Here is a 14,370-nt window from a genome sequence, read left to right on the forward strand (position 1 = left end):
TTGCTCGTCTTGCTAACGGGAACAACGCTATTGCCGCAGGACACGACCCGAATCTGTCGTCCATAAGTACTTTGGGCAGTCGGCTACTGGCGGTCGATGTAAGTCGTGACCCCCTTGCGTTTCAGGTCAGACGATCCCGAGGTATCGACCCAGTGCGTCGTCGAGTGCGGCTACGTCGGTGCGGTTCAGCATCTCGACAAACTTTCCGAGGTAGTCCAGATCGATGGTTCGCACCTGGTCGACCAGTAGAAGTGTTTCGCGGCCGTCGATCTCGGTCACCGGCCGGAAGACCGAAGATCGAGCTGAGGTCGACGTGGGGACGATCGTCACCACCGACGAGAGCAGATCTGTCGGCGACACGATGATCCCGAGCCGTCGCCCGCGTTGCTCATGGCCGCGCTTGGCATCGCCGAGATCGACACGGTGGACTGCTCCACGGATCAGGTTCACCATGCGTCGGGCTCCGCGTTCAGGTCCTCATCCCGCAGCGCTGCAGCGTCGATTCTGGCCTGCGCTAGCCATTCTTCGCGATCGAGCAGTCGCAGGGCGCGCCGGATGACATCGGTGATGTTCTCGTCGTCGTGGCGGGCACGGTTGATGATCTGCTCGTCGTCAGCGGTTGGGCGAAAGGTAATCGTAGCCATATGACAAGTGTACGACATAAGTAAGACAGCTGTCGTATCGATTTGGTTGTGAGCTCGACCGCCGAGGCGGCTCGAAGGCGCCACGTTCGGTAGGGTTCGCCGGGTGAAGGCATTGCGTCGATTCACCGTCCGTGCCCATCTGCCTGAGCGGCTGGCCGCCCTCGGCGAGCTCGCTACCAATCTGCGCTGGTCGTGGCATCCGCCGACGCAGGATCTGTTTGCCGAGATGGATCCGCAGCGGTGGTTGGAGATGGGGCACGACCCGGTGCGGATGCTGGGGGAGGTGCCTGCCGCGCGGGTCGATGAGCTGGCGGCCGATCCCGAATACGTGCGCCGAGTCGATGCCGCGGCGGCGGATCTGCGGGACTACCTGGCGGCGCCGAGCTGGTTCGAGCGACGGGCGGGGGAGGAAGGGGTGCGCGGGATCGCGTACTTCTCCATGGAGTTCGGCGTCACGGAGGTGCTGCCGAACTACTCCGGCGGCCTCGGCATCTTGGCGGGCGATCATCTGAAGGCGGCCTCCGACCTCGGCCTGCCGCTGATCGGTGTCGGCTTGCTGTACCGCTCCGGCTATTTCCGGCAGACGTTGTCGGCGGACGGGTGGCAGACCGAGCACTACCCGGATCTGGATCCGCAGGGTCTACCGTTGCGGCTGCTCACCTCGGACAACGGCGGGGCGGAGACCGCGCCGGTGCTGATTCACGTGGCGATGCCCGATCAGCGGGTGCTGCGGGCGCGGGTGTGGATCGCGCAGGTCGGCCGGGTGCCGCTGCTGCTGCTGGACTCCGATATCGCGGAGAACGATCCGGAGCTGCGTGCGGTGACCGATCGGCTCTACGGCGGCGATCAGGAGCATCGGATCCGGCAGGAGATCCTGGCCGGTATCGGCGGAGTGCGGGCGGTGCGCGCCTACACCAATGCGGCCGGGCTGCCCGATCCCGACGTGTTCCACATGAACGAAGGGCACGCGGGGTTCCTCGGCGTCGAACGCATTCGCGAATTCGTCGCTGCCGGACATGATTTCGATACGGCGCTGGCCGCGGTGCGGGCTGGCACGGTCTTCACCACGCATACCCCGGTTCCCGCCGGTATCGACCGGTTCCCGATGCCGATGGTGCGCCGCTACTTCGGGGGAGCCCACGGCGAATCCGAATCCGCCATGCTCCCCGGACTTTCCGTGGATCGCATCGTCGCATTGGGTCGCGAGGCGGATCCTTCGGTGTTCAACATGGCGCACATGGGTCTGCGACTTGCCCAGCGCGCCAACGGCGTATCGAAACTGCACGGCGAGGTCAGTCGGGAGATGTTCGCCGCGCTGTGGCCGGGGTTCGACGCGGCCGAGGTGCCGATCGGCTCGGTCACCAACGGCGTGCACGCGCCGACCTGGGCGGCCCGCGAGTGGTTCGACAAGGCGCGCAAGCACATCGGCGCCGAACTCGTCGAGGAGGCGCGCGGCTGGGAGCGGCTGCGGGATGTCGATCTGGGCGAACTGTGGTCCACGCGTAATGCGTTGCGCGCCATCCTGGTTGCCGAGGTGCGCCGCCGGGTGCGCGCGTCCTGGCTGGACCGCGGCGCCGCCGAGGCCGAATTGGGCTGGGTGGACAGCGTTTTCGACCCGGACGTGCTGACCGTCGGCTTCGCCCGCCGCGTGCCGACCTACAAGCGGCTCACACTGATGCTGCGCGACCCGGAACGGTTGCGCGCCAGGCTGCTCGACCCCGAGCGGCCGATGCAGCTGGTGGTCGCGGGCAAGAGCCACCCCGCCGACGACGGCGGCAAGGCGCTCATCCAGCAGGTGGTGCGCTTCGCCGACGATCCCGAGGTGCGCCACCGCATCGTCTTCCTGCCCGACTACGACATGTCGATGGCCCGCTACCTGTACTGGGGCTGCGACGTCTGGCTGAACAATCCGCTGCGCCCGCTCGAGGCGTGCGGCACCTCTGGCATGAAGTCCGCGCTCAACGGCGGCCTCAACCTGTCCATCCGGGACGGCTGGTGGGACGAGATGTTCGACGGCGAGAACGGCTGGGCCATCCCGACCGCCGATGGCGTCAGCGACGAACACCGCCGCGACGATCTCGAGGCCGCCGCGCTCTACGACCTGTTCGAGCGGACCGTCGCGCCACGCTTCTACGACCGGGACGCCGACGGGATGCCGGTGCGCTGGGTCGAGATGGTGCGCCACACCCTGCAGACCCTCGGCCCGAAGGTGCTCGCCTCCCGCATGGTTCGCGACTACGCCGTCGAGTACTACGCACCGGCCGCCGATGCCTACCAGCGGGCGACCGCCGACGAGTTCGCTCAGGCCCGCGCCATCGCCGACTACCGTCGCCGCGTCGAAGCCGCTTGGCCTGCGGTGAAGGTGATCCAGGTGGACAGCGCGGGCCTGCCCGATACACCCATCATCGGTGCCCGGCTTTCGCTGACCGCGCGCATCGACTTGGGCGGATTGCAGCCCGGCGATGTGGTGGTGCAGGCGGTGCTCGGGCGAGTGTCCACCTCCGACGAACTCTCCGATGTGAGCACCGTCGCGATGACGCACACCGGATCCGATGCCGGTGTCGAGCTTTTCACCGTGGACACGCCGGTGCCGCTGTCGGGCGCCGTCGGCTATACGGTGCGGGTGCTGCCGCACAACGAGTTGCTGGCCGGCGACGCGGAGCTCGGATTGGTCGCCGCGCCGAACGCTTGAGACCGGCCGCAAGGGCCGCACCAGCCCTTTCGCGACACGGACGGTCCGAGCGGGGATCGGTCGGGTCGAATTCCGCGATTCGGTGAATCGTCGGCTACCGTGCCTGGGCACGCCCGTACCACTCCCCGACTGGAGACCGCCCATGGCCACCGCCGTACCGACCGAGCCCCGAGGTCGCATCGACGCGTTCTTCGGCATCAGCGCGACTGGGTCGAGCATGAAACGCGAACTGATGGCGGGCACGGTGACGTTCCTGGCCATGTCCTACGTGCTCGCCGTGAACCCGTCGATCCTCGGCGACGAGGGTGCACTCGGCGACAAAGGCATTCCCATGCAGGCGGTGTTCACCGCGACCGCCGTCGCCGCGGTGTTCGGCACGCTCGTCATGGGGCTGTGGGCCAAGTATCCGATCGCGCTCGCACCCGGCATGGGGCTCAACGCGTTCTTCGCCTACTCGGTGGTGCTCGGCATGGGCATTCCGTGGGAGGTGGCGCTGTCCGGAACCCTGCTCTCCGGAATCATCTTCTTCCTGCTCGCGGTCACCAAGGTGCGCGAACGCATCCTCAATGCGATTCCCATGCAGATGAAGCTGGCCGTCGGCGCGGGCATCGGGTTGTTCGTGGCGTTCCTCGGCTTGAAGAACGCGGGCATCGTGGTGAACAGCGAAGCCACCCTCGTCACCCTGGGCGACTTCACCAAGGGCACCACGTTGCTCGCGCTGTTCGGGCTCGTGATCACCGTGGTCTTCCTCGTCATCGGCTGGCACGGCGCGGTGCTGTACGGGATCGTGCTCACCGCGGGTGTGGGCATCGTCAGCGGGCTGGTCGATCTGCCCAACGGTGTCGTCGCGGCGCCGAAGGGGCTGGACCAGACCTTCGGTCAGGCGATCATCCATCTGCCCGACGCGTTCACCGGCCAGATGGCCGTCGTCGTTCTGACCATGCTTTTCGTGGACTTCTTCGACGCCTCTGGCACGCTGATCGGCGTCGCAAACCAGGCGGGCCTGCTCGACAAGGACGGCAAGCTGCCGCGGGCCGCGAGCGCGCTGGCCGCCGATTCCGTCGGCACCATGGCGGGTGCGGTCATCGGTACCTCCACCACCACCGCCTACGTCGAATCCACCGCGGGTGTGTCCGCGGGCGGGCGCACCGGCTTGACCGCCGTGACCACCGCGGGGTGGTTCCTGATCGCCATGTTCTGCTACCCGATTTTCGCGGTGGTCGCCGGATCCGGCGAGGTCACCGCCCCCGCGTTGATCGTGGTCGGTGTGTTGATGTCTCGCGCACTCGGCGAGATCGACTGGAATCGGCTTGAATACTCGGTACCCGCATTCATCACGATCGTGATGATGCCGCTGACGTACTCGATCGCGAATGGCCTGGCCATGGGAATGCTGTTCTACCCGATTGTCATGGTCGCCAAGGGCCGGATCAAAGACGTGCACCCGGCGATGTGGGCACTGCTGGTCGTATTCCTCGGTTACTTCTTCTTCCTCACGGAGTGAACCGAACCGGGGACGGAAAACGTAGTCAGGAATAAGACCAGGGTCTTGGAAGTTGAGATGGCCCGTGCGAGAATCGGACCGCAGTCCGCTTCAACGCCGAAGCCATCTTGACCAGCTGTTTGGAATCTGACTTGCAGGGACGAGGACCAACATGACCACGAAATCCGTACTGGAACGAGCTACCACCAACACCGAGCTGGACGGCGTCGCCGCCGACATCGGACTCCTGATCATCCGCGTCGCATTCGGCGGGCTCATGGCCGTGCACGGTGCCCAGAAGCTGTTCGGCTGGTTCAAAGGCCCCGGCAGCGAGGCCAACGCCGCAGGCTTCGACAGCATGGGCTACAACCCGGGCAAGGTGTTCGGCAACCTGGCGGGCCTGTGCGAGCTCGGTGGGGGTCTGCTCCTCGCCCTCGGTCTGCTGACGCCGCTGGCAGCAGCCATCGTGCTGGGAACCATGATCAACGCGATCAACGCGCTGTGGAGCCTGGGCCTCTTCGGTGAGAACACCTACGAGATGCCGTTGCTCTTCGCGGTCGTTGCTGCGGGTTTCGCCTTCACCGGCCCCGGCAAGTTCTCGCTGGATCACGGCCGCCCCTGGGCGCAACGGGGGTTCGTGGTCGGCGCGGCGGCGATCGTGCTGGCCGTGATCGCCGCGGTGATCACCCTCATCCTGAAGTGGGTCATCTGATCTACTGACCACACCTCTCGATCGCGGCGCGGTGACCTATTCGGGGTCACCGCGCCGTTGTCATGTCACAGTCCGCGACGCTGCGTCGTCGTCTCGTTGTTCGGAACAGTTGAGAAATAGGAGACGGTGATGGCTATCGAGATCAGCAATCCTGCGGAGCTGCACGATCCGACGGGGTTCGGGTACAGCCATGTGGCGCGGGTCAGTGGGGAGTTGGTGCTCATCGCGGGGCAGTACGACTCGGATGCGGAGGGGCATACCACGAGTGCGGATTTCGGAGTGCAGGTCGACAATGCGTTCGCCAACCTCGGGATCGCTTTGCGCTCGGTGGGATTGGACTTCGCTGATGTCGCGCAACTGCGCACGTTCATTGTCGACCACAACCTCGACAAGCTTGCGGTGATCGGGAAGAAGATCGCGGAGATCTGGGGTGAGCGTCCGCCGGTGCAGACGTTGGCGGGTGTCGCCGCGCTCGCGCTGCCGGGGATGTTGTTCGAGGTAGATGCGGTAGCTGTGCGCGGTTGATCGGGGTCGGCCGCCGAGTTCCGCGGGCAGCGGTTGGCGCGGGATTCGGCGGCCGGACTGGAACGATCCAATTGGATTGCTCTAGTTTGAAGGGGAACCAGGGGGAGATCGTGTGCGTCTTATCCTGTGTCGGGGTGTCCCGGGCCGAAGTCAGGAGAGATATGCGAACCGCCATTGTGTCGCCGAAGGTCGCGGTGCGGACGGTGCTCGCCGGGGTGGCGGTGGTCGGGTTGGTGGCGGGGTGCTCGCCGACCAAGGAGGGGACGCCTACGACGGATGGGGCGAATGGCAGCCCGACCAACGGTGAGCGGACGGTCACATTCAACCCCTGTAAGGACTTGTCCGACGATGCGCTGCGAGCGGCGCGAGTCGATCCCACCTCGAAGTCGGTTGTCACGGACCCGGCTAGTGGGCCTACAGCGTGGCGAATCTGCAAGTGGGATGCCGCAAATGGGCCGTACTTCGTGACCGTCTCGTCCACGTACTTCACGCAGGCCGATTCTCGAAAGAACGACAAGCTGACCGGGTTCCGTGATGTGCAGATCGGTCCCCGCGCGGGGCTGACCTACCAGGACAAGTCCGATGACGAAAAGCTGCGGTGTTATGTCAGCCTGCCGACCGCAGAAGGAATGTTCGAGGTGACTGTCGGGTGGCGGTATGGGGAACCTGTCACGCGGGACCGCTGCGAGCTTGCCGCTGAGCACGCGACGCAATTAGAACCGTATCTGCCGAAGTAGCGGGGGAGGAGAACGATGTCTGATTCCGGAGAGGGCGACGTCGCCCAAATGCAGGCCATGGTGACCCGCTGGCAGACCTTGAAGACGCAGGCTGAAGGCGGCGAATTTCGACTCGATGAGCAAATCGGAAGAGCGCTCGCGAGCCGTGCCGAGCAGATGCGCTCCAAGCTACAAAAGATGGCGGACAAGGCCGGGGACCTCGCTCACACGAGCGGGTTCGGCACCCTGGGTTCGGCGCAAGCGCTGCAAGCCAAGTTCGCGCGCAAAGCAGACAACGGTGACGATGCGGCCGTCAAACGACTCCAGCAGAGCATTCAAGTCGTCACCCTGATGAAGGAAACCTACGAACTCGCCATCGGCAAACTCCAGGAATCCGATCAGTCCGCCGCGGACAAGCTCGCCGCCCTGAACATGGGTGGTGCCTGATGCCCTCCTTCAACGACTGGCTCGTCGCGATCGGCGCGGGCCGTCTCACCGGCTCTCCGCACGAGGCGGACAAGAACAAGCAGACCGACCAGCAGCGGGCTGCCGACGAGAAGACGAAGTGGGATCAGGACCGCGGTTTCGTCAACAACGAGTGGTCGGGTTTGCTGTCCGAGTACGGCGGCGGCACTTTCGACGCGCCGGCCATCAAGGCGCAGGATCCGTTCGAGACGATGTCGCATCAGCAGATCTACAACGCACTCGAAGGGGTGCAAGAGGGCGAGATCAACGCGAAGGCCGACGGCTGGCGGAATCTGTCCACCGACGCGCGCAACGCCGTCGAAGAGTTCAAAAAGGGCGTCGAGCAGGACATTACGGAGCATTGGAACGGTAAGTCGGGCACAAGCGCGATCGATGCGACGCGCGAATTCTCGACGTCGTTCGCGAAGCTGGCCGCCACGTTCCAGATGGTCGGCCACGGTCTGGATCTGACCCAGGGGCACCTGGCGCAGGCGAAAGCCAGTGTGGGGAAGCCGGATAGCTATACGGTCGGTGATCGGTTGATCGACGCTTTGCCTTTGCAGAACGTCATCAAGGGCCCCACTCATCGCGCGCAGGAGGCGGAGAGTGCGGCGCGGTTCGTGATGACCCAGTACTACCGTCCTGGCGTGAACGAGGTCGACAAGATCACCCCGATCCTCCCGGAACCCACCACAACGGTGGACAAGAACAACCCGGGTGGCCCGATCAGCAACCCGAGCTCGAACCCGACCGGCAACCCGACCAGCGCCGATCCGACCGGCTCGCCGAATTCGACGGATCCGAAATATGCGGACGACACGAAGAAGCCGGACACCACCACCCCGCAGTCGACGCAACCGGCCGGCACCGATCAGAACCCGCTCTCGGACAAGCCGACAAGCACAACGCCGGCCTCGACCACCCCGGCGACCCCGAGCAGCACCGACGATCCGACGAAGTCACGCACTCCGTCGACCCCGTCCAGCACGCCGTCCACAACCTTCCCCGGCACCCCATCGCGCACCCCCGGCACCCCGAGTTCCACCCCGTCCCCGGGAAAGAGCGTGCCGGGCAAGGCAACCACGCCCACCACCACGGCCGCATCGACCGCCGCCCGTGCGGCGTCGACGGGCAAGGCGGGCGCGGCAGGCATGCCGGGCATGGGTGCGGGCGGCGCCCGCGGCAAAGGCGACGAGGACGGCGAGCACAAAACCCCGGATTACCTGATCTACGACCGTGGTTCGGAATTGCTGGGCACGCAGCCGCCGGCGCTGCCGCCGGGCGGGGTCATCGGCGGATGAGTGAATCCCGCTGGCGCCTGGACGGTTTGATGTTCGAGCTGGCGCTGGAGGCGCTCGGGCGGGACCGGCTGCCATATCCGTTGCGCTACACCGTCGATGGCGTGGAGGCCTACGAGGACTATCAGCGGCTGCGCGAGAATGCCGCGCGGCAGCTGTCGGGGTTCGCGACTCCCGACTTGTTCAATGCCTTGAATGTGTTGCTGGAACCGCAGGTTCGGGTCGAGGTGCACGGATTCTTCGGACGCGACTTCAAACAGGTGGTGCGGGTGCACGCGGGTATGACGGCGCGCGCCGCGACCATCGCGGTCCAATTGCCCGGTCCCACGCAGGAATACGGCCGCGATATTCTGCTGAGCCGTTGTCCGCCGCAGGCTTTGCCCGGGCAGATCGCCGCGCAGTTCCCGAATTGTGTCGGCGGCAAATATCCGCCGATCAGTGGGCGCCGCTCGGATGTGCATCGGGTGGAGTACGCTAAGCACCCCACGCGCCTTTCGCACACCGAGCAACTCAATCGCATCGTGCGCCGTCCGCGCTCCGGGCTCGGCGAAGTCGGCGTGTTCGCCGGCGGCGCGATCGACAGCAGGCCGACCACCGACGGTCGCGGTTTCCACTGGCTGGATTACCTGCCCGCCGACGGCCGCTACCTGCTGCACAACCACGGCGACGACGAGTTCACCCTGACGCCGGGGCCGACCGAGGAGCTCCAGCGACAACTGCACCGGCTCATCGAGACCACCTACCGCGCGGTGGCACACAGCTGGTGATCAGGGGTGTAAGACGAGCATCGTGTGCGCCCCATGGTGGAATTCGTAGCCGGTTTCTCGCAGGCTGGTTCGGATGCCTTTGTCTTCGAGTTCCTTTCGGACGTGCGCGACCAGGTCGTCCAGTTGGTTACCGAGGTGGTCGACCAGCGGATAGGCGCGGACCTCACCGGCGCCGACCCTGGCCAGCTCGAGCAGTGCGGTGCGGTGGAAGTCGGCGTTGAGCCGATCGGCGTAGGTGAACAGCAGGTGGGAGCTGAGGACCAGGTCGAAGCTGTTATCGGGGAAGGGCAGCGACGGCAGTTCGGCGGCGACGTACCGATCGGGGTGGACGGTCTGATCGGCGCCGAACAGCAGGGCGGCGGCGTGGCGCATCTCGCGGTGCTGCTGCGGGCCGCCGTACCAGTCCCAGCGGTATCTGGCCGAATGCGCCGTGGCCCAGCTGCTTCCGCGATCGGTTTCGGCGACCGCGAGAACCCGCAGCTCCTCGGCGGAGCGGGCGTAGACCGGATCGGCGGCGGTGACGTGGGCGCCGAGTGCACTCGCCTCGGCCGTGAAACTCGCTGCGCCGCCAGGGCAGTCGAGAATTCGGCCGTGCAAATCGGCGTCGGAGAGCATGAATATTGCGCGATACTCGGCCAATGATCTTGCACTGACCAGAAATTCGCCTAGGACATCACTGTCTGCGGGGTGCTTCATCTGGAAACGGTCTCATGTGCGGACCGCGCGCGAGGGAGGATTTGTGGTGTCCCCGCGCCGCGTGCAGGGCTTGGCGCGGGGACCGCCGATACATTCGGTGTGGGAATTGGGGTTCACCGAAGTACCATCCTTAATTTACTTCTGTTCGGAAGTATGCGCGAGTATCGGCGCGTCGATGTGCGCGGTATCACACCGCGTTTTCGGTGAGTCGCTTCAGCGCCTTCACGACGACCTCGGGATCGGCGGTCTCCCAGTACGGCGGTAGCGAGGCGCGCAGGTAGCTGCCGTAGCGGGCGGTGGCCAGCCGGGAGTCGAGGATCGCGACCACGCCCCGGTCGTCGACGCTGCGCAGCAGCCGGCCGGTGCCCTGGGCGAGCAGCAGCGCCGCGTGGTTGGCCGCGATCGCCATGAACCCGTTGCCGCCGCGCGATTCCACCGCGCGCTGGCGCGCGGTGAGCAGCGGATCGTCGGGGCGCGGGAACGGAATTCGATCCAGGATGACCAGGCTCAGCGACGGGCCGGGTACGTCGACGCCCTGCCACAGCGACAGCGTGCCGAACAGTGAGGTCTCCGGGTCGTCGGCGAACTTGCGGACCAGCGCGCCGGTGGAGTCGTCGCCCTGGCACAGCACGGGCGTGTCCAGCCGCTCGCGCAACGCCTCGGTCGCCGCCTTGGCCGCGCGCATCGAGGAGAACAGGCCGAGCGTGCGGCCGCCCGCGGCCTTGATGAGCCGCTCGATCTCGTCCAGGTAGGCGGGCGCGAGGCCGTCGCGCCCGGGCGGCGGCAGGTGCTTGGCGACGTAGAGGATGCCGGACTTGGCATGGTCGAACGGCGAGCCGACATCGAGCGAACTCCAGCGCACTTTGTCGGCGTCGGCGGGTGCCTCGGCGCCGTTGGCCATGCCGGGATCGGACTGGCTCGACGATTGTGCGGGCAACCCCCAAGTGATCGCGAGTCCGTCGAACGAGCCGCCGATCTGCAGCGTCGCCGAGGTGAGGACCACGGTCGCGGTGCCGAACAGCCTGCTGCGCAACAGCCCGCCCACCGAGAGCGGCGCCATCCGCAGCGAGCGCCGGGTGACCCCGCGCATCTCGTCGGCGGACAGCCAGATGACGTCGTGTCGTTTGGCCGGGTCCGGTTCGTCGAAGGCGGTGAGCGCCCGGACCGCGCTGTCGTGGATCTCGTCGATCGCGGCCAGCGCCTGGGTGCGGGCGGCGGCGGTCTCGACGTCGCCCTGCTGGGTGGTGCCGCCCTGCGGGGCCAGCGCGGTGCGGGCGTTCCACGCGGCATCGCGGATCAGCGCGAGCACCGGGGCGACGCCGTCGGGAATCCGTTCCCAGCGGGCGGCGGGCAGCTCGTCGAGCACGTCGTGCCATGCCTCGGCGGCGCCTTCGAGGCGGTCCACCTCTTTCTCATCGATCAGCTTGGCGCAGCGCCGCGCGGCCGCGCTGATCGCCGTCGAGGCCAGCTCGGCGGTGGCCACGCCGGTGACGCGGTCGACCAGTTCATGGGCCTCGTCGATGACCACCACGTCGTGTTCGGGGAGCACCTGGATGCCGCTGATCGCGTCGATGGCCAGCAGCGCGTGGTTGGTCACCACCACGTCGGCCTGCGCGGATTCCGCCCGGGCGCGCTCGGCGAAGCAGTCCTGCCCGAACGGGCAGCGCGACTTGCCGAGGCATTCGCGCGAGGAGACGCTCACCTGTTTCCAGGCGCGGTCGGTCACGCCGGGCACCAGTTCGTCCCGGTCGCCGGTCTCGGTGTCGGAGGCCCACTCGTTGAGCCGCTGCACCTCGCGGCCGAGCCGGGAGATGGCGAACGCGTCGAACAGCTCGGCCTCTGGCTCGTCCGGGATCACGCTGTTGATCTTGTTCAGGCACAGATAGTTGTTGCGGCCCTTGAGAATCGCGAACTTCGCCGCGCGCCCGAGTGGCTTGCTCAGCGCCTCGGACAGCCGGGGCAGATCGCGATCGACCAGCTGGCGCTGCAGCGCGATCGTCGCGGTCGACACCACCACCGTGCGCCCGGTGCGCACCGCGTGGCGCAAACTGGGCACCAGGTAGGCCAGCGACTTGCCGGTGCCCGTACCGGCCTGCACCGCCAGGTGCTCCTTGGTGTCGATCGCGTGGTCCACCGCGGTCGCCATCGTCACCTGCCCGACGCGCTCTTTCCCGCCGAGCGCCTGCACGGCAGTGGCCAAAAGTTCGGGGACGGCGGGGAGTTCGGGCACCCGAGCAGCCTACTGCCCGGGACCGACAGCAGACGCGGCCGTCGCGGTGATCGGTTAGCCGGAAACGCTTCCTTCGAGGTCGACGCCCGCGGCGCGCATGTGCCCCAGCGCGGCGTCGGTCGTGTCGCGGGAGACCCCGGCCGTCAGGTCGAGCAGCACGCGGGTGTCGAAGCCTTCGATCCGCGCGTCCAGTGCGGTGGCGCGGACGCAGTGGTCGGTGGCGATGCCGACGATGTCGACCGACTCGATGCCATGCGCGCGCAGCCAATCGGCCAGGCCGGTGCCGTCCTCGGCGGTGCCCTCGAAACCGGAGTAGGCGGCGGAATATTCGCCCTTGGAGAAGACCTGCTGGACCGCCGAGGTGTTCAGATTCGGGTGGAAATCCGCGCCCGGAGTACCCGCGCGGCAGTGCGGCGGCCACGAGTCGACGTAGTCGGGCTGCGCGGAGAAGTGGTCACCGGGGTCGATGTGATGGTCGCGGGTCGCGACCACCGCGGTGTAGCGGGCGGCCGCGAGCAGGTCGCTGATGCGCGCGGCGACCGCGGCGCCGCCCGCGACGGCGAGCGACCCGCCCTCACAGAAATCGTTCTGTACGTCGACGATGATCAGGGCTCGGGTCATGCTGACCTCCCGCGGTGTGAACTGAGTACCCGTATTGCATTGTGCCGCTTCGTGCGACTGCCGACCCTGGCGGATCGGCAGGCGGTGCTCAGCTCACGAAAGTCGTCGGTACGGCGGGCTCGCCTGCGGACAGCTTCAAACCCTCCCACGGCAGGCTGATCAGCCCGTTCGCCACATGGTCGCGGCTGTCGGACAGCGTCGGCAGATCGTCGACGAGCTTGCCCTCGCGCACCAGTGGGACCAGCAGTTCGCGCGCCTCGAAACCGTTCACCTCGGGCATCGGCCCGGCCGCCGGGTAGACGATCTCCTCGACGATCGTGCCGGTCTCCCTGGACAGCCGGATCGCCTTCTTCGTGCCGCCGCGCGACTCCTTGTGACTGCTGCGCTTGGCGACCGGCACGCCCTCCACCTCGACCAGCTTGTAGACCATGCCCGCGGTCGGCGCGCCGGAGCCGGTCACCAGCGAGGTGCCGACGCCGTACACATCCACCGGCTCCGCCCGCAGCGCGGCGATGGCGTATTCGTCGAGATCACCGGACACCACGATGCGGGTCTTGGTCGCGCCGAGCCCGTTCAGCTGATCGCGGACCTGTCTGGCCAGCACGCCGAGGTCGCCGGAGTCGATCCGCACCCCGCCCAGCTCCGGTCCGGCTACCTCGATCGCGGTCGCCACGCCGCGGGTGATGTCGTAGGTGTCCACCAGCAGTGTGGTGCCGATGCCGAGCGCCTCGACCTGGCTGCGGAAGGCGGCGGCTTCGCTCTCGGCCGTGCTGTGCTTACCCACTCCGTTGCCTGCCGCCCCCGCGTGCAGGAGGGTGAACGCGTGGGCGCTGGTGCCCGCGCCGGGCACGCCGTAGCGCTGCACCGCCGCCAGATTCGAGGTCGCGTCGAAGCCGGCCAGATAGGCGGCGCGCGAGCTGTCCGGCGCGGCGAGTTCATGGGTGCGCCGCGACCCCATCTCGATCATCCGGCGCCCGCCCGCCGCGCTCACCATCCTGGCCGCCGCGGACGCGATCGCGCTGTCGTGATTGAGGATCGACAGGACCAGCGTCTCCAACACCACGCACTCGGCGAAGCTGCCGCGCACCGAGAGGATGGGGGAGCCGGGGAAGTACAGCTCACCCTCGGCGTAGCCGTCGATATCGCCGCTGAAGCGGTAGTCACGCAGCCAATCCACCGTCTTGGCCGGCAGGAACGGCGCGACCACGGCCAGCTCCGGTTCGCCGAACCGGAAGTGCTCCAGCGCGTCGAGGACCCGGCCGGTACCGGCGACCACACCGTAGCGGCGGCCGTGCGGCAGGCGACGCGCGAACACCTCGAAGGTGCAGCGGCGATGCGCCGTATCGTCGGCCAGCGCGGCGGCCAGCATGGTCAGTTCGTACTGGTCCGTCAGCAGAGCGGTGCTGCCGACGCCGTCGCGGATGTCCACGCAGCCACTGTAGACAGACCGGTTCGGTATAGAGCGCTTGCGAGTGCGATACATGATAGGTGGGCGCTCGCTCGGCGACTTGTGAAATGCTC

14 protein-coding genes are annotated in these 14,370 nt (G+C 67.1%); 8 read left to right on the forward strand and 6 right to left on the reverse strand.

The window, feature by feature from the left end:
- Positions 1 to 126: 126 nt before the first annotated feature.
- Both DMB37_RS27205 and DMB37_RS27210 read right to left on the reverse strand, forming a co-directional pair.
- Positions 127 to 453 (reverse strand): type II toxin-antitoxin system PemK/MazF family toxin, encoded by a 327-nt coding sequence (locus tag DMB37_RS27205; protein WP_135235089.1) that lies wholly within the window; start codon positions 451 to 453, stop codon positions 127 to 129.
- Positions 447 to 644: a hypothetical protein gene (locus tag DMB37_RS27210; protein WP_135235090.1), complete on the reverse strand. Its 198-nt coding sequence runs from the start codon at positions 642 to 644 to the stop codon at positions 447 to 449. The genes DMB37_RS27205 and DMB37_RS27210 overlap by 7 nt, the downstream gene beginning before the upstream one ends.
- A gap of 103 nt (positions 645 to 747) precedes the next feature.
- On the opposite strand from DMB37_RS27210, the gene glgP reads away from it, so the two are divergent.
- The 8 genes from glgP (at position 748) to DMB37_RS27250 (ending at position 9,302) form a co-directional block, all read left to right on the forward strand.
- Complete coding sequence (gene glgP, locus DMB37_RS27215; protein ID WP_135235091.1) at positions 748 to 3,336, forward strand: alpha-glucan family phosphorylase; 2,589 nt, start codon at positions 748 to 750, stop codon at positions 3,334 to 3,336.
- 142 nt (positions 3,337 to 3,478) lie between these two features.
- A complete protein-coding gene (locus DMB37_RS27220; protein WP_107654473.1) occupies positions 3,479 to 4,840 on the forward strand; it encodes an NCS2 family permease in 1,362 nt (453 codons plus the stop codon).
- 151 nt (positions 4,841 to 4,991) lie between these two features.
- Entirely contained in the window at positions 4,992 to 5,531 is a 540-nt protein-coding gene (locus tag DMB37_RS27225; RefSeq protein ID WP_135235092.1) for a DoxX family protein, read from the forward strand.
- Between the two features lie 129 nt (positions 5,532 to 5,660).
- Positions 5,661 to 6,056 (forward strand): RidA family protein, encoded by a 396-nt coding sequence (locus DMB37_RS27230; protein ID WP_107654475.1) that lies wholly within the window; start codon positions 5,661 to 5,663, stop codon positions 6,054 to 6,056.
- Positions 6,057 to 6,217: 161 nt separating this feature from the next.
- Positions 6,218 to 6,793: a DUF3558 domain-containing protein gene (locus tag DMB37_RS27235; RefSeq protein WP_135235093.1), complete on the forward strand. Its 576-nt coding sequence runs from the start codon at positions 6,218 to 6,220 to the stop codon at positions 6,791 to 6,793.
- Between the two features lie 15 nt (positions 6,794 to 6,808).
- Positions 6,809 to 7,219, forward strand: a complete 411-nt coding sequence (locus DMB37_RS27240) for a hypothetical protein (protein WP_135235094.1) — start codon at positions 6,809 to 6,811, stop codon at positions 7,217 to 7,219.
- Positions 7,219 to 8,538 (forward strand): hypothetical protein, encoded by a 1,320-nt coding sequence (locus DMB37_RS27245; protein ID WP_135235095.1) that lies wholly within the window; start codon positions 7,219 to 7,221, stop codon positions 8,536 to 8,538. The genes DMB37_RS27240 and DMB37_RS27245 overlap by 1 nt, the downstream gene beginning before the upstream one ends.
- Positions 8,535 to 9,302, forward strand: a complete 768-nt coding sequence (locus tag DMB37_RS27250) for an ESX secretion-associated protein EspG (RefSeq protein ID WP_167768946.1) — start codon at positions 8,535 to 8,537, stop codon at positions 9,300 to 9,302. Before DMB37_RS27245 ends, DMB37_RS27250 begins: the two co-directional genes overlap by 4 nt.
- On the opposite strand, the gene DMB37_RS27255 is transcribed toward DMB37_RS27250, so the two are convergent.
- The 4 genes from DMB37_RS27255 to DMB37_RS27270 all read right to left on the reverse strand — a co-directional run bounded on the left by DMB37_RS27255 (position 9,303) and on the right by DMB37_RS27270 (position 14,278).
- Positions 9,303 to 9,998: a methyltransferase domain-containing protein gene (locus DMB37_RS27255; RefSeq protein ID WP_167768947.1), complete on the reverse strand. Its 696-nt coding sequence runs from the start codon at positions 9,996 to 9,998 to the stop codon at positions 9,303 to 9,305.
- A 187-nt stretch (positions 9,999 to 10,185) separates the two neighbouring features.
- Positions 10,186 to 12,228: an ATP-dependent DNA helicase gene (locus DMB37_RS27260; RefSeq protein ID WP_135235096.1), complete on the reverse strand. Its 2,043-nt coding sequence runs from the start codon at positions 12,226 to 12,228 to the stop codon at positions 10,186 to 10,188.
- Positions 12,229 to 12,282: 54 nt separating this feature from the next.
- The gene (gene pncA, locus DMB37_RS27265; RefSeq protein WP_135235097.1) at positions 12,283 to 12,849 is read right to left on the reverse strand and encodes a pyrazinamidase PncA; all 567 of its coding nucleotides are present in this window, start codon (positions 12,847 to 12,849) and stop codon (positions 12,283 to 12,285) included.
- 88 nt (positions 12,850 to 12,937) lie between these two features.
- Positions 12,938 to 14,278 carry a nicotinate phosphoribosyltransferase gene (locus DMB37_RS27270; RefSeq protein WP_135235098.1) on the reverse strand — a complete coding sequence of 447 codons (1,341 nt, stop codon included), beginning with the start codon at positions 14,276 to 14,278 and terminating at the stop codon, positions 12,938 to 12,940.
- Between the last annotated feature and the right edge of the window lie 92 nt (positions 14,279 to 14,370).

It is taken from the genome of Nocardia sp. CS682 (genome assembly GCF_004634405.1).
In the GTDB taxonomy this organism is placed as follows: Bacteria; Actinomycetota; Actinomycetes; order Mycobacteriales; family Mycobacteriaceae; genus Nocardia; species Nocardia ninae.

Coding starts and splice junctions, on each gene's coding strand:
- DMB37_RS27205 (WP_135235089.1), bottom strand. CDS start 453: ATGGTGAACCTGATCCGTGGAGCAGTCCACCGTGTCGATCTCGGCGAT.
- DMB37_RS27210 (WP_135235090.1), bottom strand. CDS start 644: ATGGCTACGATTACCTTTCGCCCAACCGCTGACGACGAGCAGATCATC.
- DMB37_RS27220 (WP_107654473.1), top strand. CDS start 3,479: ATGGCCACCGCCGTACCGACCGAGCCCCGAGGTCGCATCGACGCGTTC.
- DMB37_RS27225 (WP_135235092.1), top strand. CDS start 4,992: ATGACCACGAAATCCGTACTGGAACGAGCTACCACCAACACCGAGCTG.
- DMB37_RS27230 (WP_107654475.1), top strand. CDS start 5,661: ATGGCTATCGAGATCAGCAATCCTGCGGAGCTGCACGATCCGACGGGG.
- DMB37_RS27235 (WP_135235093.1), top strand. CDS start 6,218: ATGCGAACCGCCATTGTGTCGCCGAAGGTCGCGGTGCGGACGGTGCTC.
- DMB37_RS27240 (WP_135235094.1), top strand. CDS start 6,809: ATGTCTGATTCCGGAGAGGGCGACGTCGCCCAAATGCAGGCCATGGTG.
- DMB37_RS27245 (WP_135235095.1), top strand. CDS start 7,219: ATGCCCTCCTTCAACGACTGGCTCGTCGCGATCGGCGCGGGCCGTCTC.
- DMB37_RS27250 (WP_167768946.1), top strand. CDS start 8,535: ATGAGTGAATCCCGCTGGCGCCTGGACGGTTTGATGTTCGAGCTGGCG.
- DMB37_RS27255 (WP_167768947.1), bottom strand. CDS start 9,998: ATGAAGCACCCCGCAGACAGTGATGTCCTAGGCGAATTTCTGGTCAGT.
- pncA (WP_135235097.1), bottom strand. CDS start 12,849: ATGACCCGAGCCCTGATCATCGTCGACGTACAGAACGATTTCTGTGAG.